22 protein-coding genes are annotated in these 25,472 nt (G+C 60.2%); 12 read left to right on the forward strand and 10 right to left on the reverse strand.

The genetic code is table 11. The annotated features are described in order from the left end of the window. Positions 1–104 precede the first annotated feature (104 nt). The 4 genes from ACI512_RS28605 to ACI512_RS28620 form a co-directional block, all read right to left on the reverse strand. On the reverse strand, positions 105–1,364 hold the full coding sequence (locus ACI512_RS28605; protein ID WP_236379638.1) for an AGE family epimerase/isomerase: 1,260 nt from the start codon (positions 1,362–1,364) through the stop codon (positions 105–107). Positions 1,365–1,479: 115 nt separating this feature from the next. Then, entirely contained in the window at positions 1,480–2,325 is an 846-nt protein-coding gene (locus ACI512_RS28610) for an ATPase (protein WP_102061310.1), read from the reverse strand. Positions 2,326–2,439: 114 nt separating this feature from the next. Beyond that, positions 2,440–3,438 (reverse strand): NAD(P)-dependent oxidoreductase, encoded by a 999-nt coding sequence (locus ACI512_RS28615; protein ID WP_015885559.1) that lies wholly within the window; start codon positions 3,436–3,438, stop codon positions 2,440–2,442. 52 nt (positions 3,439–3,490) lie between these two features. Then, positions 3,491–4,384: a LysR family transcriptional regulator ArgP gene (locus ACI512_RS28620; protein ID WP_015885560.1), complete on the reverse strand. Its 894-nt coding sequence runs from the start codon at positions 4,382–4,384 to the stop codon at positions 3,491–3,493. Positions 4,385–4,480: 96 nt separating this feature from the next. Here ACI512_RS28620 and ACI512_RS28625 point away from each other — a divergent pair, with 96 nt between their 5' ends. The 6 genes from ACI512_RS28625 to ACI512_RS28650 all read left to right on the forward strand — a co-directional run bounded on the left by ACI512_RS28625 (position 4,481) and on the right by ACI512_RS28650 (position 10,396). Further along, a complete protein-coding gene (locus tag ACI512_RS28625) occupies positions 4,481–4,882 on the forward strand; it encodes an ACT domain-containing protein (RefSeq protein WP_405121446.1) in 402 nt (133 codons plus the stop codon). A 5-nt stretch (positions 4,883–4,887) separates the two neighbouring features. Continuing rightward, entirely contained in the window at positions 4,888–5,487 is a 600-nt protein-coding gene (locus ACI512_RS28630) for a LysE/ArgO family amino acid transporter (protein WP_231807737.1), read from the forward strand. Positions 5,488–5,665: 178 nt separating this feature from the next. Continuing rightward, positions 5,666–6,262, forward strand: coding sequence for a superoxide dismutase (locus tag ACI512_RS28635; RefSeq protein ID WP_003212997.1), 597 nt, complete (start codon positions 5,666–5,668; stop codon positions 6,260–6,262). 152 nt (positions 6,263–6,414) lie between these two features. Further along, positions 6,415–6,609 (forward strand): hypothetical protein, encoded by a 195-nt coding sequence (locus ACI512_RS28640; protein ID WP_236379636.1) that lies wholly within the window; start codon positions 6,415–6,417, stop codon positions 6,607–6,609. 207 nt (positions 6,610–6,816) lie between these two features. Further along, positions 6,817–8,868 carry a bifunctional diguanylate cyclase/phosphodiesterase gene (locus ACI512_RS28645; RefSeq protein WP_231807736.1) on the forward strand — a complete coding sequence of 684 codons (2,052 nt, stop codon included), beginning with the start codon at positions 6,817–6,819 and terminating at the stop codon, positions 8,866–8,868. A gap of 184 nt (positions 8,869–9,052) precedes the next feature. Continuing rightward, positions 9,053–10,396, forward strand: coding sequence for an imelysin family protein (locus ACI512_RS28650; RefSeq protein WP_236379635.1), 1,344 nt, complete (start codon positions 9,053–9,055; stop codon positions 10,394–10,396). A 62-nt stretch (positions 10,397–10,458) separates the two neighbouring features. Here the strand turns inward: ACI512_RS28650 and ACI512_RS28655 are convergent, their stop codons facing one another. Then, complete coding sequence (locus ACI512_RS28655) at positions 10,459–14,709, reverse strand: dermonecrotic toxin domain-containing protein (protein WP_236379634.1); 4,251 nt, start codon at positions 14,707–14,709, stop codon at positions 10,459–10,461. Between the two features lie 154 nt (positions 14,710–14,863). Here ACI512_RS28655 and ACI512_RS28660 point away from each other — a divergent pair, with 154 nt between their 5' ends. Continuing rightward, positions 14,864–16,318 carry a TrkH family potassium uptake protein gene (locus tag ACI512_RS28660; RefSeq protein WP_015885566.1) on the forward strand — a complete coding sequence of 485 codons (1,455 nt, stop codon included), beginning with the start codon at positions 14,864–14,866 and terminating at the stop codon, positions 16,316–16,318. Here the strand turns inward: ACI512_RS28660 and ACI512_RS28665 are convergent. Beyond that, positions 16,275–17,333 (reverse strand): AraC family transcriptional regulator, encoded by a 1,059-nt coding sequence (locus ACI512_RS28665; RefSeq protein ID WP_064053714.1) that lies wholly within the window; start codon positions 17,331–17,333, stop codon positions 16,275–16,277. The genes ACI512_RS28660 and ACI512_RS28665 overlap by 44 nt on opposite strands. A gap of 160 nt (positions 17,334–17,493) precedes the next feature. On the opposite strand from ACI512_RS28665, the gene ACI512_RS28670 reads away from it, so the two are divergent. The 3 genes from ACI512_RS28670 to ACI512_RS28680 all read left to right on the forward strand — a co-directional run bounded on the left by ACI512_RS28670 (position 17,494) and on the right by ACI512_RS28680 (position 19,655). Continuing rightward, entirely contained in the window at positions 17,494–17,805 is a 312-nt protein-coding gene (locus ACI512_RS28670; RefSeq protein WP_015885568.1) for a DUF962 domain-containing protein, read from the forward strand. A 366-nt stretch (positions 17,806–18,171) separates the two neighbouring features. Further along, positions 18,172–18,354 (forward strand): hypothetical protein, encoded by a 183-nt coding sequence (locus ACI512_RS28675; RefSeq protein WP_093543177.1) that lies wholly within the window; start codon positions 18,172–18,174, stop codon positions 18,352–18,354. A 104-nt stretch (positions 18,355–18,458) separates the two neighbouring features. Then, positions 18,459–19,655 carry an MFS transporter gene (locus ACI512_RS28680; RefSeq protein ID WP_015885570.1) on the forward strand — a complete coding sequence of 399 codons (1,197 nt, stop codon included), beginning with the start codon at positions 18,459–18,461 and terminating at the stop codon, positions 19,653–19,655. On the opposite strand, the gene arfB is transcribed toward ACI512_RS28680, so the two are convergent. From arfB to ACI512_RS28700, 4 genes are all read right to left on the reverse strand, one after another. Then, positions 19,652–20,065, reverse strand: coding sequence for an alternative ribosome rescue aminoacyl-tRNA hydrolase ArfB (arfB, locus tag ACI512_RS28685; protein WP_034109044.1), 414 nt, complete (start codon positions 20,063–20,065; stop codon positions 19,652–19,654). The genes ACI512_RS28680 and arfB overlap by 4 nt on opposite strands. 92 nt (positions 20,066–20,157) lie before the next feature. Then, a complete protein-coding gene (locus tag ACI512_RS28690; protein WP_236381110.1) occupies positions 20,158–21,324 on the reverse strand; it encodes a hypothetical protein in 1,167 nt (388 codons plus the stop codon). 99 nt (positions 21,325–21,423) lie between these two features. Then, a complete protein-coding gene (locus tag ACI512_RS28695) occupies positions 21,424–22,107 on the reverse strand; it encodes a pentapeptide repeat-containing protein (protein WP_236381111.1) in 684 nt (227 codons plus the stop codon). Positions 22,108–22,236: 129 nt separating this feature from the next. Beyond that, a complete protein-coding gene (locus ACI512_RS28700) occupies positions 22,237–23,658 on the reverse strand; it encodes an amino acid permease (protein WP_236381112.1) in 1,422 nt (473 codons plus the stop codon). Between the two features lie 638 nt (positions 23,659–24,296). On the opposite strand from ACI512_RS28700, the gene ACI512_RS28705 reads away from it, so the two are divergent. Next, complete coding sequence (locus tag ACI512_RS28705) at positions 24,297–24,434, forward strand: hypothetical protein (RefSeq protein ID WP_003175756.1); 138 nt, start codon at positions 24,297–24,299, stop codon at positions 24,432–24,434. Positions 24,435–24,508: 74 nt separating this feature from the next. Further along, positions 24,509–25,468, forward strand: a complete 960-nt coding sequence (locus ACI512_RS28710; protein ID WP_102061314.1) for a leucyl aminopeptidase — start codon at positions 24,509–24,511, stop codon at positions 25,466–25,468. The last annotated feature ends 4 nt before the right edge of the window (positions 25,469–25,472 follow it).

Genomic DNA, 25,472 nt, shown 5'->3' on the forward strand with positions numbered 1-25,472 from the left:
CTGAGTACCTTTTCTTGTTGTTATGCATGCAAGTCTTAAGCTTGCGCTGCACGGAGTTTAAACATGGATTTTTGAGGCGCAGGTAACAAAGGGATGCACAAATGTCACCAACTGGTGACATAAAGCCCAGCCCCGATGGCACTGGCCATACTCGGTGCCAAGGGCAGTGCAGGCAGCACGACCGCTTGCCAAGCATGGTACAGGTCTGGCTTGCCGCCCCAGATGTTGCTGCTGGGTTGGTTGTGCGGGCTGAGTTCGTGGTGCCAACTGCCGTGGAGACGGTCAATAAAGTGGGCCTCGCAAAACTCCCAGAAACGCCGGTACCAGGTTTCGTAATGCAACTCGCCCGTGCGCTTGAGTAACGCCTGGGCAGCGGCGCTGGCTTCGGCATGGGTCCAGTGCAGGCGTTCGCGCACCACTGGACGATGGTTCCAGTCCAGCGTGTAGACGATGCCGGGGGCGCCATCCACTGCCCAGGCGTATTCACAGGCACTGGCGAACAAGCCCTTGGCGTCAGTCACCAACCATTCTGGTGTGACGAGCCCGGCTTGCAGGCGCGCCGCCTCCAGGTGCAGCACCAGCCGCGCCCACTCGAAGCCGTGGCCGGGGGTGATGCCATAGGGACGAAAGCCATCGGCGGGGTTGTCTTCGTTGTAGCCGAGCAAAGGTTGCCAATAAATGTCGAAATGCTCGATCACCATGAACTGGTTACCGGCGGCGTGGGTGTGGATCACACGCTCGACGATCCGCAGCGCGCGGTCCAGCCAGCGCGTATCGCCGGTCACATCGGCGAGGGCGAGGAAGGCCTCGGTGGCGTGCATGTTGCTGTTGGCGCCGCGGTAGGCCTCGACGCCGCTCCAGTCCTGGGCAAACGACTCGAGCATCACGCCCTCCTCCTCGTTCCAGAAAAACTGGTCGATGATATGGATGGCGTCGTTCAGCAGGGTGCGCGCGCCGGGAGCGCCGGCCACAACCGCAGAGCTGGCGGCCAGCGCGACAAAGGCGTGCAGGTAAGCGGCCTTGCCACGGTTACCATCGAGGGCGTGGGGCGCGGCGAACCAGCCGCCATGCTCAGCATCGCGTAATGGGCCGTTGAGGCAGGCAACCCCGTGCTCAACCAGCTCGGCATAACCGGGCAACCCCATGGCGTGGGCCATGGCGAAGCTGTGGGTCATGCGGGCGGTGTTCATGGTTTCGGCGCGCGCATCGGCCGGCAATTGGCCTTTATCGTTCAGGTTGCCGAAGCCGTCGGGCAGTCGAGAAGCCTTGGCAAACGCCAGCAAACGCTGGCCTTCGGCGGCGAGCCAGGCGTGATGAGCAGGCGCGTTCAGCCAACTGCTGGCAGGCAGTGGTTGCGTGGTCATGGGTGGCCCTTATTATTTTTTGTGGGATGAACGGAGTCTAAACAAGGGCACGGTGGGGGCAAGTAACGAAGGGGAAGGGAAATGTCACCGAGTGGTGACATTTGCCATTACACCCTTATTGACCGAGGGGCGTGATCTTCGCCGGCGCGTTGAGTTGCTGGTTGAGGGTCTGCACTTGGCTTTGCAACGTGGTGATATTGCGCGTGGTCTGGATGCGGAACACATCAAACTCTTTATTGGTGGGCGCATCGCTGTTGACCGGCTGGTTATCCTGCGCGCTTTTGAGCACTACCAGGTCCTGCTCGATACGGGCGATGGCCGCACTGGGGTTACCCTGTTTCTTCAAGGCCGCCACGTCAGCGGAAAGCTCCTTGATTTCGCTATCGCGCTTGCTCGCATCGCCTTGTGCCGCCTTCAGCGTTGCCACTGCGTCGGTCAGGGCCTGGACCTGGCCTTGCAGCTTGCTGTTGGCGTTGGACAGCTCAGTGGTGCTGGCCGTCATTTGCGCCAGGCGCTTATCCAGCTCGGTCGCCTGGCCGGCCACGCCGACTTGCTGTTTACCCTGCTCCAGCAACTGGCTTTCAAGTTGCTTGATCTGCAGTTTCAGCGCCTCGCTGCCATTGTTGACGCTGGCCTCACTGGCCACCACCTTGCCGGAAATATCCTGCAGGCGCCCCGCCGCTTCTTCGCTGATGCGCGCAAAGCTTTCCTGGGTGGCAACCAACTGCTGGCCCATCAAGGAGATCTGCTGGAAGCTCCACCAGGCCAGGCCCGCAAAGGCGATCAGCAACGCGCCGATCAAGGCCCACAATGGGCCGGTGCTGGCGCTCTTGACCTTGACCACCTTGGTGGTGCGTGACCGCACCGAGGTGGCGGGAGAAGGCTCGAAATCATCATCATCCCCGACATCGGCCCGCAGGCTGGGAACGTTGTCGAAGTCGTCTTTAGCATCGTTGCGCATGAATCAACCCTGAATCGGTGAAATGGCGAGCGACGGGAGTATAAACCGTGATCCCGGCGCACTGATCGACCCGGAACGCCGAAATCGGTTCCCGAAGTGTTGCCTGTTGTGTGCTTACTGGATCCCCGGCGCCTGGGCTTTCCACCAACTGCAGAACTCGTCGAGGGCGGTCCACAGGCTGACCTTGGGCTCATAGTCCAGATAATGCCTGGCACGGCTGATGTCGAGGGTGAAATCTTTGTTCATGACTTGCATGCCCAGGCGAGACAACGCGGGTTCCGGCCGCCCCGGCCACATCGCGCAGAACGCTTCGTTAAGTGCCGCCACGCTGTAGGACAGGCCGTAGGACCGATACCGCGTTACCTGCGGCATTTCCATCTGGCGCATCACATAGTTCACCACATCCCACACCGGCACTGGCGCACCGTTGCTGATGTTGTAGGCCTTGCCGAGTGCCGAGCCGGGAGCAAGCAGACTGCTGAGCAGCGCCTCGTTGAGGTTGTGCACGCTGGTGAAGTCGACCTTGTTCAGCCCGTCGCCGACGATCGCCAGGCGGTTCTTGCGCTGCATTTTCAGCAAGCGCGGGAAGATACTCATGTCACCCGCGCCCGTCACGAAGCGCGGGCGCAAGGCCAGTACCTCGAGGCCGAACTCCTGGGCGCCGAACACCTTCTGCTCGGCCAGGTACTTGGTGGCGGCATAGGGGTGCTTGAAACGCTTGGGAACTTGTTCTTCGGTCACGCCCAGATGATCGCGGCCATCAAAGTAGATCGACGGTGACGACAGGTGGACCAACCGACCGACGCGCTGCTTGAGGCAGGCTTCGACGACGTTCTCGGTAACGAGCACATTGCCTTGGTGGAAGTCCTGGTAACGCCCCCACAGCCCGACGGCGCCCGCGCAATGCACCACGGCTTCGACATCGCGGCACAGGTCACGCACCAGCGCGGCGTCATTCAAATCACCCTGGATAAACTCGGCGCCGCGCCTGACCAGGTGTTCCACACCTTCGGCGCGTCGCCCGTTGACCCGAACGTCCAGGCCCTGCTCCAAAGCGAAACGCGCAAAGCGCCCGCCAATGAAGCCGCTTGCGCCGGTGACCAGAATCTTCATGTATTACCCCGTGTTCTTTCATTTTTCATCGCTGTTGCCTTGACGCGCGCCATCACTCCAACGGCACCAACCATTGGCCACAGGCCTGGGCCAAGTGGTCGGTCAACAAGCCCAGCAGTTGCCCGCCACTGCGCCAATGATGCCAGTACAACGGCACATCGATGGGCTTATCTGGTAATAACTCGACCAATAGGCCCTTTTCCAGTTGGTCACGTACCTGCAATTCCGGCACCAGCCCCCAGCCCAACCCCGCTTCCGTCAGGCGGATAAAACCTTCGGAGGATGGGCATAAATGGTGCTCGAAACCGCCGTCCACGCCGAGGGATGCCAAGTAGCGGTGTTGCAGGAAATCATCCGGACCGAAGACCAAGGCCGGCGTACGCGCCAGTTGGTCCGCGCGCACGCCGTGCGCAAAGTGCCGGGCAATAAAGGCCGGACTGGCCAACGCGCGATAGCGCATGGCCCCCAGCAAGAGGCTGCGCGCGCCCGCCACCGGGCGCTCGCTGGCGCAGATACAGGCCGCCACCTCCCCGGCGCGCATGCGCTTGAGGCCCACGGTCTGGTCCTCTACGACCAGGTCCAGCAGCAGATGCTGCTCGGCGCAAAAACCGCTGACAGCCTCTGCCCACCAGGTGGCGAGGCTGTCGGCGTTCAACGCGATGCGCAGGCGCTCAGGCATGCCTTCGTCGTCCAGCGCGGGCACCTGGCTTTGCAGGTCACGTTCCAGCAGGCGCACCTGTTGCACGTGGTTGAGCAGACGACGGCCGATATCGGTGGGCGTCGGCGGGGTGGCGCGCACCAGTACCGGCTGGCCGATACGCGCTTCCAGCAACTTGATGCGCTGGGAGATCGCCGATTGCGAAAGGCCCAGGACTTGAGCGGCACGCTCGAAGCCCGCTTGTTCCACCACCGCCGCCAGCGCGGATAGCAATTTATAGTCGAACATCAGTTTCTCTAATGAGCGATCAGCAATATTTGTTTTTCTTATACAGCCTGCCTCATGAGAATAGCCAGCATCGCTTCTCTCTATAAGGAACCTTCCATGGCTGGCGAAACCGCTCTGGCAACCCTGCTGCGCAGCATGAGCCCCCATCTCAACGACGGTGACTATGTGTTCTGCACCCTGCCCGATCACCGGATTCCTGCCGGTTGCGAGGTGATCGGCAGTTTCCGCGAGCAGGAAGGCCTGACGCTGATCCTCGAACGCCAGCACGCGCAACAGGCCGGGCTGGCGTTTGACTATGTCGCCGCGTGGATCACCTTGAATGTGCACTCGGCCCTCGACGCCGTGGGCCTGACCGCCGCGGTCGCCAGTGCACTGGGCAGCGCCGGCATCAGTTGCAACGTGATTGCCGGCTATTACCACGATCACCTGTTAGTTGGCCGTGCCGATGCCCAGCGCGCCCTGCAGGTGTTGCAACAACTGGCAGCGGACGCGGAGTAAATCCTATGTGGCAGAGTTATCTGAACGGTCTGCTGGTAGCCCTCGGCCTGATCATGGCCATTGGCACCCAGAATGCTTTTGTATTGGCGCAAAGCCTGCGCCGTGAACATCATTTGCCCGTGGCGGCGCTGTGCGTGGTGTGCGATGCACTGCTGGTGGCTGCCGGGGTGTTCGGTTTGGCGACGGTGCTGGCGCAAAGCCCGGTGCTGCTGGCGGTCGCACGTTGGGGTGGCGCGGCGTTTCTGCTCTGGTACGGGACGTGCGCACTGCGCCGGGCCTGTTCGAAACAGAGCCTGGACCAGGCGGATAATCTCAAGGTGCGCTCACTGCGTGCGGTGCTGCTGAGCGCGTTGGCCGTCACGTTGCTCAACCCTCACGTGTACCTGGACACCGTGTTGCTGATTGGCTCACTCGGCGCCCAACAAACCGAGCCCGGTGCCTATGTGGCCGGTGCCGCCAGCGCTTCATTGCTGTGGTTCTCCACCCTGGCGCTCGGCGCGGCGTGGCTGGCACCCTGGCTGGCACGCCCTGCCACCTGGCGTCTGCTGGACCTGTTGGTGGCGGTGATGATGTTCAGCGTGGCCTATCAATTGATCAGCGGTTGATGAATATTCCAAAACGCTCTGGAACCTCTATCCCACACAGTTGTTGCGTGGTTTTGCCGCACCCCCGGTGCTATGATCCGGACCCTGCGCCGCAAAGAGTACAAACTCCCCGGCGCTTGTTTGGCCGCCCGTGATCGGCCTTGCGCTCACCGCAACTGACCTGATTAGGAGAATCATCATGGCTTTCGAATTGCCGCCGCTGCCCTACGCACACGATGCCCTGCAGCCGCACATTTCCAAGGAAACCTTGGAATACCACCACGACAAGCACCACAACACCTATGTCGTGAACCTGAACAACCTGGTCCCAGGCACCGAGTTCGAAGGCAAGACCCTGGAAGAGATCGTCAAATCCTCTTCGGGCGGTATCTTCAACAACGCCGCTCAGGTCTGGAACCACACCTTCTACTGGAACTGCCTGGCGCCAAACGCCGGCGGTCAACCTACCGGCGCGCTGGCTGAAGCCATCAACGCTGCGTTCGGTTCGTTCGACAAGTTCAAGGAAGAGTTCACCAAGACGTCCGTCGGCACCTTCGGTTCCGGTTGGGGCTGGCTGGTGAAAAAGGCTGACGGTTCCCTGGCCCTGGCCAGCACCATCGGTGCCGGCAACCCGCTGACCAGCGGCGACACCCCGCTGCTGACCTGCGACGTGTGGGAACACGCTTACTACATCGACTACCGCAACGTGCGTCCAAAGTATGTGGAAGCGTTCTGGAACCTGGTCAACTGGAAGTTCGTGGCTGAGCAGTTCGAAGGCAAGACCTTCACTGCCTAAGCAACGCTTGCAGTAGAAAGAGCCCGGCATTGCCGGGCTTTTTTGTGGGTGTTCCACAACGTCGACCTGCCCAGAATCGTGGAACCCGCGGAAGGGAAACTGCCACCCATCCGGTGAGAGGAATAACCCTCCCACACGCTTCTGGAGAATCAATGATGGAAGAAATCGGAAAAGCAGGCGGACAGATGGCGATGCAACTCATCACCGGACTTATGAAAGGCCTCGCCGGCGGGGCGGGTGGCGGTGGCGGTGGCGGTGATGGCGCTGCTGCCAGCCCTCCCAGCAAACCAGGCGAGGACATGATGCCGCCGGCGCCGCCAAAGATCGAGATTTCAGCCTATCAATAACAGCGGCCACCGTAGGAAAGGCCTTTGCCTGACCCCACGTACGCCGAGCCCCCCAGGCGGCGGAGCAAATCCGCCGTTTTATCTGGTTTTTCCCCCCTCCCCACCGCCAAGACGTCTCCAGCCCTAATGTTCCTTTGACTGGCCTCACGGGATTGCCAATACTCATGGCATATTGAAGGCCACCCGCATGAGACAAGGAATGCCCCTTTGAAGCTGGAACTCAAGAACAGCTTGTCGGTGAAGTTGCTACGGGTTGTGCTGCTGTCGGCGTTGATCGTAGGCGTTACGCTGAGCGTGGCGCAGATCGTTTTCGATGCTTACAAGACGCGCCAGGCCGTGGCCAGCGATGCCCAGCGCATCCTCGACATGTTTCGCGACCCTTCGACCCAGGCCGTCTACAGCCTGGACCGCGAGATGGGCATGCAGGTCATTGAGGGGCTGTTCCAGGATGATGCCGTGCGTATCGCGTCCATCGGCCATCCCAACGAAACCATGCTGGCTGAGAAAAGCCGCGCATTGCAGCAAGCCCCCAGCCGCTGGTTGACCGACCTGATTCTTGGCCGGGAACGCACCTTTAAAACGCCTCTGGTGGGCAAAGGTCCTTACAGTGAGTATTACGGTGACCTGAGTATCACGCTCGACACCGCCACTTATGGCCAGGGTTTTATTGTCAACTCGGGGATCATCTTTATTTCCGGCGTGCTGCGCGCCCTGGCCCTGGGCCTGGTGCTGTACCTGGTCTATCACTGGCTGCTGACCAAGCCGTTGTCGCGGATTATCGAGCACCTGACCTCGATCAACCCGGACCGCCCCAGCGAACACAAGATCCCACAGCTCAAGGGGCACGAGCGCAACGAGTTGGGGCTGTGGATCAATACCGCCAACCAGTTGCTCGAATCCATCGAACGTAATACCCACCTGCGCCATGAAGCCGAAAGCAGCCTGCTGCGCATGGCTCAGTATGATTTCCTGACTGGCCTGCCGAACCGCCAGAAACTGCAGGAGCAACTGGACAAGATCCTCACCGACGCCGGACGCCGGCAACGGCGCGTGGCGGTGCTGTGCGTGGGGCTGGATGATTTCAAAAGCGTCAACGAACAGTTTACCTACCAGGCCGGTGACAAACTGCTGCTGGCCCTGGCCGACCGTCTGCGCGCCCACAGCGGCCGCCTCGGCGCCCTGGCCCGGCTGGGTGGCGACCAGTTCGCCCTGGTCCAGGCCGATATCGACCAGCCTTACGAGGCCGCCGAGCTGGCACAGAGCATCCTCGACGACCTGGAAGCGGAGTTCGCCCTCGACCACGAAGGCATTCGCCTGCGCGCCACCATCGGCATCACCTTGTTTCCGGAAGACGGCGACAGCACCGAAAAGCTCCTGCAAAAAGCCGAACAGACCATGACCCTGGCCAAGACCCGTTCGCGCAACCGCTATCAGTTTTATATCGCCAGCGTCGACAGCGAAATGCGTCGGCGCCGCGAACTGGAAAAAGACCTGCGGGAGGCACTGGGCCGCAACCAGTTCCATTTGGTATACCAGCCGCAGATCAGCTACCGCGATAATCGGGTGGTCGGCGTAGAAGCGCTGCTGCGCTGGCAGCACCCGGAGCACGGCCTGGTACCACCGGACTTGTTCATTCCGCTCGCGGAACAAAACGGCACCATTATTCCCATTGGCGAATGGGTGCTGGACCAGGCCTGCCGGCAATTGCGCGAATGGCACGACCAAGGCTTCACCGACCTGCGCATGGCCGTCAACCTGTCCACCGTGCAGTTGCACCACACCGAGCTACCGCGGGTGGTCAACAACCTCATGCAGATCTACCGCCTGCCGCCGCGCAGCCTGGAACTGGAAGTCACTGAAACCGGCCTGATGGAAGACATCAGCACCGCTGCCCAGCACCTGCTGAGCCTTCGCCGCTCGGGCGCACTGATCGCGATTGATGACTTCGGCACCGGCTATTCATCCCTCAGTTACCTGAAAAGCCTGCCGCTGGACAAAATCAAGATCGACAAGAGCTTCGTCCAGGACCTGTTGGACGATGATGACGATGCCACCATCGTGCGCGCGATTATCCAACTGGGCAAAAGCCTGGGCATGCAGGTCATCGCCGAAGGCGTGGAAACCGCTGAGCAGGAGGCCTACATCATCTCCGAGGGTTGCCATGAAGGTCAGGGCTACCACTACAGCAAACCCTTGCAGGCCCGGGAGTTGGCGGCTTTTCTGAAGCAGTCTGAACGCAATAACGCAGCGATTCTCTGACGTGGCAACGCCGCCACAGGGTCAGTCTTCTCGCTTGACTGGACGGCATGGAGACTTGCCGTAAAAACGATACTGAATATTTCCCGCGTATAACCCTTTACACAAAATGCAAATCTTTCGCATTATGTCGCAGTTTTTGCGCACCCCCGCGCGACCCCTCAACAACCGAAGCAGGATGTTCGCCATGATTCGTATGCCCCTGGCCACCGCCAGTCTGCTGGCCATTGCCATTTCTCTCGCCGGTTGCGGCGAAGGTAAAGACAAGCCCGCAGCAAACCAGGCGCCGACCCCGGCCGCCAGCACTACCGCTCCAGCGGCTGCCACGCCTGCCGGCCAGGTCGACGAAGCGGCCGCCAAGGCTGTGGTCGCGCATTACGCTGACATGGTGTTTGCGGTCTACAGCGATGCCGAGTCCACCGCGAAAACCCTGCAAACCGCAATCGACGCCTTCCTCGCCAAGCCGAACGACGAAACCCTGAAAGCCGCACGCACTGCCTGGATCGCCGCCCGCGTGCCGTACCTGCAGAGCGAAGTGTTCCGCTTCGGCAACACCATCATCGACGACTGGGAAGGCCAGGTGAACGCATGGCCGCTGGACGAAGGCCTGATCGACTACGTCGACAAGTCCTACGAACATGCCCTGGGTAACCCAGGCGCGACTGCCAACATCATCGCCAATAACGAGATCCAGGTCGGCGAGGACAAGGTCGACGTGAAGGACATCACCCCGGAAAAACTCGCCAGCCTCAATGAGCTGGGCGGTTCCGAAGCCAACGTCGCCACCGGCTACCACGCCATCGAATTCCTGCTGTGGGGCCAGGACCTGAACGGCACCGGCCCAGGCGCGGGCAACCGTCCTGCGTCGGACTACCTGACCGGCGACGGCGCCACGGGCGGCCACAACGAGCGTCGCCGCACCTACCTGCGCGCGGTCACCCAACTGCTGGTCAGCGACCTCGAAGAAATGGTCGGCAACTGGAAACCTAACGTCGAAGACAACTACCGCGCCACCCTGGAGGCAGAACCTGCCACCGACGGCCTGCGCAAAATGCTGTTCGGCATGGGTAGCCTGTCCCTGGGCGAGCTGGCCGGTGAGCGCATGAAGGTTTCCCTGGAAGCCAACTCGCCGGAAGACGAACAGGATTGCTTCAGCGACAACACCCATAACTCGCACTTCTACGACGCCAAGGGCATCCGTAACGTCTACCTGGGCGAGTACACCCGCGTCGACGGTACCAAGCTGACCGGCGCCAGCCTGTCGTCCCTGGTGGCCAAGGCCGACCCGGCTGCCGATACCGCGCTGAAAGCGGACCTGGCAGCGACCGAAGCGAAGATCCAGGTCATGGTTGATCACGCCAACAAGGGCGAGCACTACGACCAACTGATCGCTGCCGGTAACGATGCGGGCAATCAGATCGTGCGTGATGCGATCGCTGCGCTGGTCAAGCAGACCGGCTCGATCGAAGCGGCCGCGGGTAAACTGGGCATCAGCGACTTGAACCCGGACAACGCTGATCACGAGTTCTGATCCACACAGGTTCACGCTCAACGTCGGTAAAAATGCCCCGAGGTACACCTCGGGGCATTTTTTTATGCACTGAGACCCGGAAGGGCTCGAGCGCGGAAGATGAAGAGACTGACCTCGCCGCCGTCGACAGACGAGCGAACCCCTCCGACCAAAATCACGAAATTGTTGCTCACCCGCGCCCGGGCCACGAGGTTGCGTGTGTCAGGCTGCATCGCTTGTACGCGGGGTTGCACATTGACACCTTCGTCGACCCAGTTCCCCTGCGCTCGTCGCAACGACATCCAATACACCGTGTCACGCCCCGGTCGCGTAAACAGTAACTCGCCAACGACGTTGTAACCGTCGAGTATCTGATAACGACTGCGCGTCAACACCTCAATCATCAGCGCCCGCAACGTGCCCTCGGTGCCCGACGTCAACGTGTTGTGTAACAGCAGCGCCACAGGATCGGTACGAAACCGCAGATGGCCGAAGAACCCCGACGATTCCCCCAGGTGCCAACCACGCCCGGTTCTGCCGATTATAGGGAGCAGCAACAACGGGTCGCCAAACTTTGCCATGGACGACGATGGCCACTGGACCCAGTCATTCAGAGTGACCTGCAAGACGCGATAGCCCCAGGCCGTCAACCCTGACGGGTTAGCCCGCCTGAACAGTGCCCTGGCGACTTGTAGCTGACTGGTCTCATGCAGCATGGGAAATGCGCCGGCTACATAGGCCGATATCGTGCGCCGAAACGGCAATTCAATCTGGTTGATCCACCGATTAATCCCTCTATAAAACCGGGTGAGCCTGGGTTGGTTGAACAGGTCGGTTCTCAACATGTGCTCAAACTGGTCAAAGCTATCAAGTACCAGATTGGGATTACGCATATAGGCGACGCTACGTTGCACATCGCCCCCGATCGGCAGGATCGGGTAACAGCGTTCATCGATCCTGATGTAGTCACCCGTCGCGTGGCTCGCATTGCCCGGTATTCTGCGGACAATGTCCCTCTCGGCGTTCAACACGTTCAGTTCGGCAGCGTCGATGGTCTGCCCCCACTCGACAAACCGTTCATGGGGGAGCCTGTCGGGAGACGGTCGAGGCAAGGGCGCACGGTCAGTGTCGACCGTAAGCGCTTGAGGCATCCGTCCAGGGCTGTCCCCGCCACGCAAGCGCGACGCCAACCGTTCTGGCGTGATCGTGAGGTACGGATGGAAGGGATCGAGGGCGACTCCGCTTCTCAAGTGATAAACCAGGTCCAACCCAAATGCGATTTCCTGTCCCCGCGGAAAGTTGAACGAGTCAAGCACCCGCCAAGCCTGCGCCTCGTCGAAGAACGGATAAACCTCCATGAGCGCCCGGTGCGGCGGCTGACCGCCCTTCAAGCCTTTGCCTGGGTGCGAACCTATGTGCCATGTCCCACTGGCATCCAGTCGAACGGGGTCGTAATAGTATTGCGGCGGTTTGCGTACATCCCTGATCCGCCACGCCTGCTCTGCGCCGTCATCAAGGATCGAGTACCAGTGCTGATGCTGGTTGATGAAATACACCCTCGAGCCGTCTTTGGAGGTCGTGAAGTAAACCCCCTTGCCTTCCCACCCCTTCAAAGGCAGTACGCCGTCAGGCTTTTTCGCCAGCGCCATGTGCGGGTTCAATTGCCCAATCGTCTTGCTGCGATTGACGCCGGCCGACCGGCTGCCGATGGCCCCATCCACCAGCGCCCCCACCAGCTCTCCAAACGCCCGCACAAAGTGGTTCGCTGCCGCCGTACGGTCTCCCAGGTTCGCCGATTCGACCCCGTTGAACACCGAAAACAGACTCCTAGACAAGCCAATAGGCAGCATGATCTTGATGGGCAACACCATGGAGGCAATATCAAACGCCGTGGTGGCAACCGTCAGTGCGGTTTCGACATTGGTTTGATGAGTGCTCGTGGATAAGGCCTGGGCATCGTTGATCACGAAGTTGGCGTCAACCTCATAGGCGTCCTCCATGAAGTTATTGTCGATTCTGCCGAAATGAACCATCGAGGTGTCACCTCGCCCCCTCAACACGGCGCGTACTTGCGGCTGGAACGCGCGCTCAACACGGCTCACCAGGTATTCGCGCCAGGTGCTGCTGTGGACGAAATCCCTTATCAGGGTTTCATCCGGGTACTCATGAAACACCCGCCCAGTCGGTGCCTGCGGTGTATAGACCACTACCGAGCCGCCGCCGGCGCTGGCGGTGCGCAGCATCCATACCCCGCGCACCCGCTGGCCGCGCAGCTTCAAGTACTCCACCAGTATGCGATGACCTTCTACGCGCTCGCGCTGGTCGCTATCAATCGGCTCATCAAGCACGACGCGCACCCAGTTGAAGCCACGTTCCAATCGATCCGGCAAGAAATCGCCGGCAATCCTGGCCTCAATGGCATCCAGCCGCAGTTGATGCGCCATTACTTGGATATAGGTTTTTTTCTGCGCCAACGCTTGCGGGGACGTGATCAGCCGCTCACGCAACAGCGCCCCATAGGTCCCGCCCACATTCACACCGCGCACCAGATCCCTGACCTGTTCCACGGTCAGTCCTTCATAAACCTTAGCTGTCTTGAAGTCCTCCGGTCGCAGCGCTTCGTCGGGCTTGTCGAGGTCTTCGTTTTTTTCGGTCAACCGCGAGAAATTGATGAAATTGAGGTCCAGGCCACCGACGTTTTCCAGGGCCAGTTGGGTCAGTGATCGGCTGCGGCTTTTATACAACGGCGTGCCGGGTTCTCTGATGGAGTGGCCGGGCGCGCCTGGGACTATCACGCTGGGAGGGACATAAGCTTCCTGGGTGTGCACGAGAATATGATCTGGGTTGATATCCAGACCGTATTCGGCCACCAGCACCTGGCGCAGTTGCTGATTGGCGTAAGCCAGCAGTTTGCTCTTGTCGCTGAATTGCGCCCAGGAAGGCAAGCCGTCCGCCGCCAGCAGGTTCGCCAACTGTTCGTAATATTGCGCGCTGGCGGCGCTCCACGCGTCTTTGTCGCTTTGACTGGCGGCGCTGAGAAAGGCCTTGATCTGCGCTTGCCCGCGTTTTTCCAGGCTGGCGAAGCGTGCACCCGCGCCATCGAATGCCCGCGTCAGGTCCATTACCTCGTCCAAACTCTGCGGCAAATACGTGCTGTCCGCCTGCAAACCCAAGGTTTGATAGCGCGCAAGGGTCGCGGCAACGTTCTGTTGAAGGTGCAGGCATTGGGATTCGATAGCGTAATCGAACGGGGAGTCCAGACGTTCAAGGTACTTGAACTGGCCCCGTTCATGACCTTCCCGGCACCGCGCCAGCCCCAACGATTGCTGGTCTTGCGCCACCATCGCCAGGATGCGGGAGAACGCCACGCCATGGCTGAGCCGCCGATGCAGCTCGCGGTCAAGCTCACTCAACGAGGCAAACTCTTCAAGGCCTGCGCCGGGCGTGAACAACACCACCGTGCCGACGTTCGCCGCCGGCTCAATGGGTCGAACCTGAGGCGCCTGAACATCGCTTTGCCAGCCCACGCGGGTATCTTGCGGGTCCCGGGCGGTCAAGATAAAGGCCCCATGCAGCGGGATATCGTCGGTATCCCCAGCCTTCAAAGCGATCCCATAGACACACGGTCGATAGCTGCCCAACGCCTGACGCGCCAGGGCGTCCGGGTATTTCAGCACTTTGGCGAACAGCGCTTGCGCCGTCGCACTGAACAGGTTTTCGGCGCTGAGCAGGGCGAGCTCGGTGCTCAATTGCTCGGTTCGCGTTTTAATCAACTGCTGCTTGATGGTGTGCGCCTCAGTCGGCCCATGCGCCAAGGCCAGGAAGGCTTGCTGGGACTGCTGATAACGCCCTGAAAAACCATCGGCAAATTGGTCAAGGAAACGATCGAAAGCGCTCGGTGTGAGCCCGGTAACAGGCTCCCACTCCCCTTCAGCGGTCAAGCGCGCATGGAAACTGACAGGCCGGCTGGCGTAGCCCGAAGCCTGGTTGGCAACCATGCGCTGCACCACCGCTTCCATGAGGTTCAACCTCGGCACCAGGGCTTCCTCGGGCACCGGTTCGCTGTTTTCAGGGAGGGGTGTGCCGATGGCCCGTGTCTCTTGCTCATCGTACTGGATAACCCCTTGGTCTATGTCCAGCAGCGGTTTGCGGTCAGGGAATGCGTGGTCAAAGGCCTGCTGCACCAGGGCGTGAAACGTCGGTTGCCGCTGGAGCAACTCGAACAGTTCGATATTCAGTGCAACCAGCTTCTGGCGCAGGCTGGCCTGTAAGGGGGTGTCGCGCAGCGTCAGGCGACTGATCAGCGGCGTCGGTGATAACCGGTCATGCGGCATGGCGTATATCTCGAAAATAGGAGGTACGCCATCGTGCCGCTGCAGGCCGGGACGGGGGCATTACATAGCTACTCGCCAAGCCAATGTCCGCTCCGGTTTACTTGCCCCACACCCCAGGTAGAATGGCGCCTCTGCCCTACCTCGAGCGAACTTCATGGCGTTGCCGACCCTACGCATCATCGGTTTCATCATCGGCATCTTCCTGATCACCCTCGCGATCGCCATGGTCGTGCCCATGGCAACCCTGGTGATCTTCGAACGCACCAGTGACCTGCCCTCGTTCCTGTGGGCCAGCATGATCACCTTCATTGCCGGCCTGGCCCTGGTGATTCCCGGTCGCCCGGAACATGTGCACCTGCGCCCGCGGGACATGTACCTGCTGACCGTTACCAGCTGGGTGGTGGTGTGCATCTTTGCCGCGCTGCCGTTTCTGCTGACCCAACACATCAGCTACACCGACTCGTTTTTTGAAAGCATGTCCGGCATCACCGCCACCGGCTCCACCGTGTTGAGCGGGCTGGACACCATGTCGCCGGGCATCCTGATGTGGCGCTCGCTGCTGCACTGGCTGGGCGGCATCGGTTTTATCGGTATGGCGGTGGCGATCCTGCCGCTGCTGCGCATTGGTGGCATGCGCCTGTTCCAGACCGAATCCTCGGACCGCTCGGAAAAAGTCATGCCCCGCTCGCACATGGTGGCGCGCCTGATCGTGGCGGCCTACGTGGGCATCACCATCCTCGGCAGCCTGGCGTTCTGGTGGGCCGGGATGGGCCTGTTCGATGCGATCAACCATGCGATGTCGGCGATTTCCACCGGCGGCTTCTCCACCTCCGATGAATCCCTGGCGCACTGGAAACAACCCGCCGTGCACTGGGTGGCGGTGGTGGTGATGATCCTCGGCAGCTTGCCGTTCACGCTGTACGTGGCGACCTTGCGTGGCAATCGCAAGGCACTGATCAAGGATCAGCAAGTACAGGGCTTGCTCGGTTTGTTGCTGGTGACCTGGCTGGTGCTTGGCACCTGGTATTGGTGGACCACCAACCTGCACTGGCTGGAGGCCCTGCGTCACGTGGCACTGAATGTCACGTCGGTGGTGACCACCACGGGTTTTGCGCTGGGGGACTACAGCCTGTGGGGCAACTTCTCACTGATGCTGTTTTTCTACCTGGGGTTCATCGGGGGTTGCTCGGGCTCTACGGCGGGCGGGATCAAGATCTTCCGTTTCCAGGTCGCGTATATCCTGCTCAAGGCCAACTTGAACCAGCTGATTCACCCGCGCGCGGTGATCAAGCAGAAGTACAACGGCCACCGTCTCGACGAAGAGATCGTGCGTTCGATCCTGACCTTTTCGTTTTTCTTCGCCATCACCATCTGCGCCATTGCCCTGGCCCTGTCGCTGCTGGGCCTGGACTGGATGACCGCCTTGACCGGCGCCGCGAGTACAGTGTCCGGCGTGGGCCCGGGCCTGGGCGAAACCATCGGCCCGGCGGGCAACTTCGCCAGCCTGCCGGATGCGGCCAAATGGATCCTGTCGCTCGGCATGCTGCTGGGCCGGCTGGAGATCATTACAGTCTTTGTTCTGTGCATTCCGGCGTTTTGGCGTCACTGACGGTCGACGCTTCCAGCAACCGCGCCCGGTATTCGCCGGGCGTGGCATCGAACCAGCGACGAAACGCGCGGAAAAAGTTGCTCGGATCAGCGAAGCCTAACAGGTAGGCAATTTCCAGCAGGGTCATGCTCGGCTGCGCCAGGTACTGCTCGGCCAGCTCGCGACGGGTGTCGTCGAGCAACGTCTGGAAACTGGTGCCCTCTTCCTGCAAACGCCGCTGCAAGGTGCGCTGGGACAGGTGCAACGTCTGGGCGACCACCTCTCGCTTAGGCTCGCCCTGGGGCAACAAGCGGCACAACACCTGGCGCGCCTTGTGAGTCACGCGGCTTTCCGAGAAGCGCGCCAGGTATTCACCGGCAAATCGATCGTGCAGCAGCGCCATGGCCTCGTTGGCCGTGGGCAGTGGCGCGTCCATATCCGCCCGTTCGAAAATCAGCGCGTCATAGGGCGCGTTGAATTCCAGGGGGGCATGGAACGCTTGTTTATAGGGGGTGAGGTCCGCCGGTTGATCGCCTTGCAACACCACCTTGCGTGGTTGCAGGGTACGGCCGGTCAACCACCCACACAGCGCCAAGGCACAGGCCAGTGAGGCTTCGGCGCTCTGCCGGGTGGGGGGCAAGTGATCACCGTGCACCGTCAGAATCAGCGCATAACCTTCGGGGATCAGTCGGAAACTCAGGTCGGCACTTTCGGCGATGATCCGCTGGTAGCGCACCAGGCGCATAAAGCCTTCCGCCAGCGTGTTGCTGGACATCAGTGCGTAGCCGGCCACATGAAAGGACGCTGGGCGCACGACCTTGCCCATGTTCAGGCCAATCGCAGGGTTACCCGACAGCTCCACCGCCCGTTGCCACAGACGCGTCATGGAGTCTTGCGGGAACCGCGCATCGGGATCGTCAAGGGCGGCGTAGTCCAAGCCGAGTTGCTTGAACAAGGCACGGCAATCCAGGCCGTCCATTTCCAATGCCTTGACTATCCCCATCGCCCAGCTTGCAGAAGTTGTTCGTTCGCTCATGGCGTCTTCTTAATAAAGCAGGCTCAAACAGCAGCCAGGAAGCCAAGGATACTAAAGTGGCATCTATTGTCACTGGCTGTTACTACTGATCACTCTAGACTCAAATAAGCTCCCCGCCGAACATCTGTTCGGCGGAACAATAATCAAAGGGCCGGTCGCCGTGGAAAATGTTAAACGTTTCAATAGCTTCGCCGAGTTCTACCCCTATTACCTGAGCGAGCACGCCAACAGCACCTGCCGGCGCCTGCATTTTATTGGCACCACGCTGGTGATCGGTATCCTGGCGTATGCCATTGGCAGAGGTTCTTTGGGCTTGCTGATTGCCTTGCCGATTGCCGGCTACAGCTTTGCCTGGATCGGCCACTTCTTCTTCGAAAAAAACCGCCCCGCGACCTTTCAGCACCCGTTCTACAGCCTGCTGGGGGACTTTGTGATGTACCGCGACATGATTCTCGGCAAGGTGCCGTTTTAAAGCGGGTGTGACCCCATGTCACTTGCGCTTGAACGATGAGCTTACGTAAATCCGGCGATATAAAAGTCTATTTGTCATTTACAGTGCTGTATCCTGCCAAGGCTTTTTGAGAGCGCGGAATCACCTGCGATTGAAAAAACAGACTTTGCGAGGAGCGACGACGATGCACGAGATACCTAATCTCCCCTTCCCAAGCCTGCACCCTACAGAGCAGCCAACCCCGCAACAGGCCAGTGACAAACAGCCTGAGGCCAAAGAAGCAAAACCAGTCGAGCGCGAAAGCCAGGACTGACGCCGTACCAGACCGTGTGGAAAGCGCACCTTTGAGCGCTTTCCACACTGCCTGAATAAATCGAGATACCCATCATGACCGACAACCTCCCCAATACCCCGGACACCGCCGTACTCGATGCTGCCCTGCAGATGGTCGAGATCTGGAACCGCCTCAGCGCAGACAAACAGGCCGTGCTGCTCAAGCGCTTCGGCACCCAGGAAAACGCCCTGGCCGCCCTGGTCACCACCCAATTGCTGGCCCCTGCACAAGCCTGAGGTCTTTTTGATCTGAGATTTTTGCGGTTTACCGCCCTGCGCGGGGCAAACCACCGGTATCATTAGCAGCCTATCTTTACCTGCTGCGACAGTGGACCTCTCCCATGCCCGATACCCAGCGCCCCCTGGCGGTCACGCTGCAAGTTGTTTCCATCGTGTTGTTTACCTTCATCGGCTATCTCAATATCGGCATTCCCCTGGCCGTGTTGCCAGGTTATGTGCACAGTGAGCTGGGCTACGGCGCAGTCATTGCTGGCCTGGTGATCAGCGTGCAATACCTGGCCACCCTGCTGAGCCGCCCCTATGCGGGCAAAATCATCGACACGCTGGGCAGCAAGCGCGCGGTACTGATTGGCCTGGCGGGCTGCGGACTGAGCGGTGTGTTCATGCTGCTCGCGGCGTGGTTCTCAAGCCTGCCGGCGTTGAGCCTGGGCAGCCTGCTGATCGGCCGCCTGGTACTGGGCAGTGCTGAAAGCCTGGTGGGCTCGGGCGCCATCGGCTGGGGCATCGGCCGCGTCGGTGCGGCGAATACCGCCAAGGTCATCTCCTGGAACGGCATCGCCAGCTATGGGGCCCTGGCCGTCGGTGCACCGCTGGGCGTAGTGCTGGTGAGACATTTCGGGCTGTGGAGCATGGGCGTCAGCATCATCCTGCTGGCAATCGTCGGCCTGTTGCTGGCCTGGAACAAAGTCGCCGCCCCCCTCGTTGCCGGCGTGCGCCTGCCGTTCATGAATGTGCTGGGTCGAGTATTGCCCCACGGCTGCGCACTGGCGTTGGGCTCCATTGGCTTTGGCACCATCGCCACGTTCATCACCCTGTATTACACCACCCAGCATTGGGATAACGCGGTGTGGGCCCTGAGCCTATTCGGCGCCAGTTTTATCGGTGCGCGGCTGCTGTTCGGCAATTTGATCAACCGGATCGGCGGGTTTCGCGTAGCGATTGCCTGCCTGTCGGTGGAGGTTCTCGGCCTGCTGTTGCTGTGGCTCGCGCCGGACGCCCATCTGGCCCTGGCCGGTGCGGCATTGAGCGGTTTCGGCTTTTCCCTGGTGTTTCCGGCCTTGGGCGTGGAAGCCGTCAACCTGGTGCCGGCGTCCAGTCGTGGCTCGGCAGTGGGGGCTTATTCACTGTTTATCGACCTGTCGTTGGGCATCACCGGGCCACTCGCCGGGGCCGTGGCGGCAGGCTTCGGCTTCGCGTCGATCTTCCTGTTCGCCGCCCTCGCCGCCCTCGGTGGTTTACTGCTGAGCGTGTACCTGTATCGCCAGGCACCCAAGGCCCGCGAAGCGCGCGGCGACTAGAAGTCGACCTTGCCGCGCCCGGCCTTGATGCTGCCGCGCTTGGTCTTGGATTCGAGCCGTCGCTTTTTCGAGCCCAGGGTCGGCTTGGTCGGGCGGCGCTTCTTCTCCACCTTGGTGGCGCTGAGGATCAACTCCACCAAACGCTCCAGCGCATCCGCGCGGTTCTGCTCCTGGGTCCGGTATTGCTGGGCCTTGAGCACCAGCACGCCTTCGCTGGTGATACGGCTGTCGCGCAGCGCCAACAGCCGCTCCTTGTAGAAGTCCGGCAGCGACGACGCCGGAATATCAAACCGCAAATGCACCGCACTCGACACCTTGTTGACGTTCTGCCCACCGGCACCCTGGGCGCGAATGGCGGTCAGCTCGATCTCGGCGTCGGGCAAATGCACGTTATTGGAAATCACCAGCATTGAGACGGGTCCGCGGTTCAGGTTCGCCAGCATACGCGAACGAGTCACGATGCTACACAGGCCCGCTTCCCGCGCAGGTGCTTCGACGCGCCTTATGCCCTGTTGGCAAAGGCCTGTTCCAACAGAGACTTGGCTAGCAACGTTGAATGGATCATCGCCTGGCGATCGGTGGGTTTTTCATCATTCAGCGTCATCTCGACGCCCGACACCACCTCCGGGAAGGAATGAGAAAAGATCAGCGCAGGCTCAACCCGTTTTGCAGACAAACCGTGCAAATCGCTGCGCATCTTGTCGTAGAAGCCTTGGGCATTGTCTGTGACTTGGTTACGCATCAGATGAAACACCAGCCCCATCATCGCTGCCCGGCCGTTCTTTTCGTCCATCCCGCTTGGCCACATGGATTGACCTTGTAATTGGGCTGCATATCGAATGGTCGAGGCGACATCCGATGCGCCACCCGAGGTACCCAACATGACGGGCATGCCAAGCTCATCGCGCACCTGAGTGCCCAAGTCGTTGCGCAAATCCGTGCCATGGCGGCTGGTGAAATGATGTGTCTTCACACCGTCCACAACACGGTTCGACCCCACGCGATGCTGCACGGTGTAGGCATCGACGCCACTGAGCATCGGATCATGCGCCTTGAGCGCCTCGGCAATCGCCTTGATACCAAAGCCCATTTCCGCACCTTGCTGCGCATGCTCACGGGTCAACGGCCCCTGCTCGCCGCGAACCAACAGGGCGTGCAGGTTTTTCATACTCAAGTACAGACCGCCTGTGCCCTCTCCAGCCAGTAGAACGTTGCCGGGGTCATTGCTCGGCGCCAACAACTCCTTGTGCAGCGCCTCGCGAAACGCGGGATCACTTTTTGAATGCGTCCACAAACCGCGAACCAGGTGTGCCATATGTGATGACAGTTGCGATGCTGGCGAGTCGTCGCGGAGCAAATCTTTCTCAACGCCCAGACCAATGGCCATTTCAGACTCGATGTGCGTAAAGAAATGCTTCGCTCGGCGCGCAAGGTTTTCTGGGTTCTCGTAGTTGGAGTTTTGCAGCGTATCGTTGACGAAGGCATTGACCAGGTAGTCTTTTTCAGCGGGAGAGTAATTTTTACCCGCGATGGAGACTCCGGTGTGCGGCGTGAATGCCGGGGTTTCCTCACCGACGTACAGCTTATTAGCGCAGCCGGTATCCAAAGCCGCTGCGTACTCATTTGCTGGATTGAAAGGTTGCCTGCTGACGGAAATCAGATCTCGCATACATCACCTCAAATATTCAGATAAAACCACTATCTATTTATTGCAAGGCAACACCACACAGTTCCGGCGACGGGCTGCTGACAGCAACAAACCGAATAATCAGGCAACGGACAAGCCCAACTCCGACAACAACATCGACGCCTGGGCTTTGGAAATCACGGCGCCTTTGAACAATTTGGCATCATTGAGGCGAAACCCGCTCAGATCCGCACCGCGCAGGTCGGCGCCGGCGAAATTGGCACCGTTGATACGCGCGTGGGCGAGGCTGCAGTCAATCAATTCGGCCTTGCGAAAATCCGCATCCGACAAATCGCTGTCGGAAAAATCCAGGTTATTCAGCACAGTACGCGCGAACGACAACCCCGACAGAAAGGCGCTGTTTAACCGGGTTTCGCTGAAGCTCAGGCCCAGGGAGGCGCAATGGGTGAAGTTGGCGCCGGTCAACTTGCAGTGCTCAAAACTCGCCTGGGACAACTTGCTGCGCTGCCAACGGGTGTTGTTCAGGTCGCAGCTGTGGAACTGCGCCTCCAGCAGGTTCGCCGCTTCAAAGATGGCGTGGCCGGCGCGGCAGCTTTTCCACCGGGAGCCCTCTAAGCGCGATCCGAGGAACGAGGTCTGGACCAGGATGCAGCGTTCGAACACCCAGTGATCCAGCGCCATACGCGACAGATCGGCGCCACTCAAGTCAACGCCCACCAGGCGTAAGGGGCCGCCATGCTGATCGATCAGGTCTTCCAGCTCACAGCGCTGCAAGGTGCCGCCGTCGATGTCGGTGTGGTGCATGGGTGGGCTCCAGCCAATGAACAGATCACAACAAGACGCGAGTCTACCCCGTCGACGCCCACAAAAAACCCGGCACTGCGCCTAATGCCAGTCAGTTAAGGGTGAGCACCGTACCTGTGGCGAGGGCGCTTACTTCAACGCTTCACTCGCTGTAGTCTGCGCCGCATTGGCGCTGCGCTTATTCTTGAGCCCATAACACCCCGCCATGAACACCACCCACACCGGGATCGCGTACACCGACACCTGAATCCCCGGGATCATCAGCATGATCACCAGGATAAACACCACGAACGCCAGGCACACATAATTGCCATACGGGTACCACAGCGCCTTGAACAATGGCACCTGGCCGGCGCGGTTCATGTGCTGGCGGAACTTGAAGTGAGAGAAGCTGATCATCGCCCAGTTGATCACCAGCGTCGCCACGACCAGCGACATCAGCAGTTCCAGCGCGTGTTGCGGGATCAGGTAGTTCATCAACACCGCCACCAGGGTGATCGCCGCCGAAGCGAGGATGGCGCGTACCGGCACGCCGCGCTTGTCGATCTTCGCCAGTGCTTTAGGTGCATCGCCCTGTTCGGCCATGCCCAGCAGCATGCGGCTGTTGCAGTAGGTGCCGCTGTTGTACACCGACAGCGCCGCCGTCAGGACCACGAAGTTGAGGATATGCGCGGCAGTGTTGCTGCCCAGCATCGAGAACACCTGCACGAACGGGCTGCCGCTGTAAGCGTCGCCGGAGGCATTGAGGGTCGCCAGCAGGCTGTCCCACGGCGTCAGCGACAGCAGCACCACCAGGGCACCGATGTAGAAAATCAGGATGCGATAGATCACCTGGTTGATCGCTTTCGGGATCACGGTGCGCGGCTGGTCGGCTTCGGCTGCAGTGAAGCCGAGCATTTCCAGGCCGCCGAAGGAGAACATGATGATCGCCATGGCCATCACCAATCCGCCGACGCCGTGCGGGAAGAAGCCGCCGTGGTCCCACAGGTTGCTCACCGAGGCCTGCGGCCCGCCGGTGCCGCTGACCAGCAGGTAGCTGCCCAGGGCGATCATGCCGACGATGGCCACCACCTTGATGATGGCGAACCAGAACTCGGCTTCACCGAAGACTTTGACGTTGGCCAGGTTGATCAGGTTGATCAGCACGAAGAACGCCGCTGCCGAGACCCACGTCGGGATCTCCGGCCACCAGTAGTGCACGTATTTACCGACGGCCGTCAGCTCCGACATCCCCACCAGGATGTACAAAATCCAGCAGTTCCAGCCCGACAGGAAGCCGGCGAAACCGCCCCAATACTTGTGGGCAAAATGGCTGAAGGAACCGGCAACAGGCTCTTCGACGATCATTTCGCCGAGCTGGCGCATGATCATGAAGGCAATGAAGCCGCAGATGGCATAGCCCAGGATCATCGACGGACCAGCGGATTTGAGCACCCCGGCCGAGCCGAGGAACAGGCCGGTACCGATGGCGCCACCGAGGGCGATCAACTGGATATGCCGGTTTTTCAGGCCGCGTTTCAGCTCACCTGAAGAGGAATGGGGTCCACTCATGAAAAGGGTCTCACGCAAGGTTTGAGGATATTGAATGCAGGTTGCTGCCTTGAATTACCGACTCAAGCAGCGCCGCTCAAACCCCAGCGCAGGCACCAGGAGTACAGCGTCGTTCTAACGGTCATGCGTCACCTGTTTGTTTTTATCTGTGACGAAATCGAACCCGTCCGGCTCGTGGCCAGGCGGAGTGATCAGGGCGGGTAAACCCCGAGGTCTTGGCCTTTTGCGTGGTTACGCAAGGGGGTCACAGTAAAACGCGGCGGATTGTACACCGCTCGACCGCTTGGGGGCGTCCTCGAAGAGCGAGTGCGACGATCTGTCAGGTAATCCTTACAGCGCAGGATCGGCCAACAATGTCGCCATCTACACGTAAATTAATCGTTACAGCATGGAAAATTAGCGTTACAGCTGTAATTTTAATAAAAATTGACGGTAGGAAATTTCCGGCAGATTAGTCGCGCCAGCTACCTGTATTCATTCAAGAAAAAACGAGCGGCTAAAAACAGAACAAAAAATCCAAATGAAACCGTGTCAATAAAAATTTTGCATTTATAAACACTCTCTCCTAGGTTCATCCCACTTGCCCGCGAAGCCCATTGGCAAGCCGTTCTCAAACAACGTCCTCTAGGAGATACACCATGCAAGCACTGGAAAACGACCTGGAAACCGAACTGCAACTCGACGATTGGTTTGAAGCGCCGACCCATGAGGCCGCCGTTGAAATGATGCAAGCCGATGCCGTTGTGCCGTTCGGCACCGCGATGTGGCCATTCTAAAAACCGGCAGGCATTCGGCAGGTGCTGTGCACGGCACCTGCCCCCTTACCCAAGGCACAGAAAGGAAGTACGTCATGGACAAGGCCCGCGCCGTCGAACACTTTCTCTACTACCTCGCGCACCACCCGGCGCTCAACGGCCTGAGCTGCCCCACTGTGTTGCTGGGCCATACCGAGCGCTACGACGCCATCGCCCAGGCGATCACCCACAGCAGTGCCGCCCGCTTCAACTTCCAGGTGCAGCGCCTGGACCTGGCCACCAGCGATACCCTGGCCGAAGCGATTGAAACCTGCGACCTGTACCTGTTCCTCTACGATTCCTCGACCTTGCCCAACCCTCGCGCCGAAGGCCCGGACTTTATCCGTGCCCTGCAAGGCGTGATGGCCGAGCACTGGAAAAAATCCCTGCTATTCAAGGATTACGGCGACTACTTCTACGACACCTTCAGCGTCGAACCCCAGCGCATTGCCGACCTCAACGCCACGCTGATCCGGCGCATGTCCCAAGCCACGGTGCTGAGCTTTACCGATAAGCACGGTTCGCGGCTGGAAGCGCCGATGAGCAGCATCAAGAAGTGGACCAATATCAACGGCGTCGGCAACCACGACCTCGCCCCCGGTGAGATCGCCACCCACAGCGAAGCCATCAATGGCCAGGTACGGTTTGTCGGCACCTTTCTCAGCACCATCCCATTCGCGCGTAAATACGGCGTGCTGCAATCACCGCTGGAGCTGTGGATCGAGAACTCGACCATCTGCAGCGTGGCCAGCGACGTGCCTGGGCTGGCGGATGATTTCAATAAATACCTGAATGCCAACCCGTCCAACCGGCGTGTGGAGGAACTGGGGATAGGCACCAATGAAGGCGTGAAGGACCTGTATGCGCGCAATGCCGGGTTTGAGGAGCGCCATTGCGGGTTGCATCTGGGCCTGGGGGGCGGGCAGAAAGGCAGTCATCACCTGGATCTGATCTTCGCCAGTGGGGTGCTGGCGCTGGATGACAAGCCGGTGTTTGATGGCACCTTTGCGTTCTAAGCGC

Origin of the sequence: Pseudomonas petroselini (assembly GCF_045037875.1) — a bacterium.
GTDB lineage: Bacteria > Pseudomonadota > Gammaproteobacteria > Pseudomonadales > Pseudomonadaceae > Aquipseudomonas > Aquipseudomonas petroselini.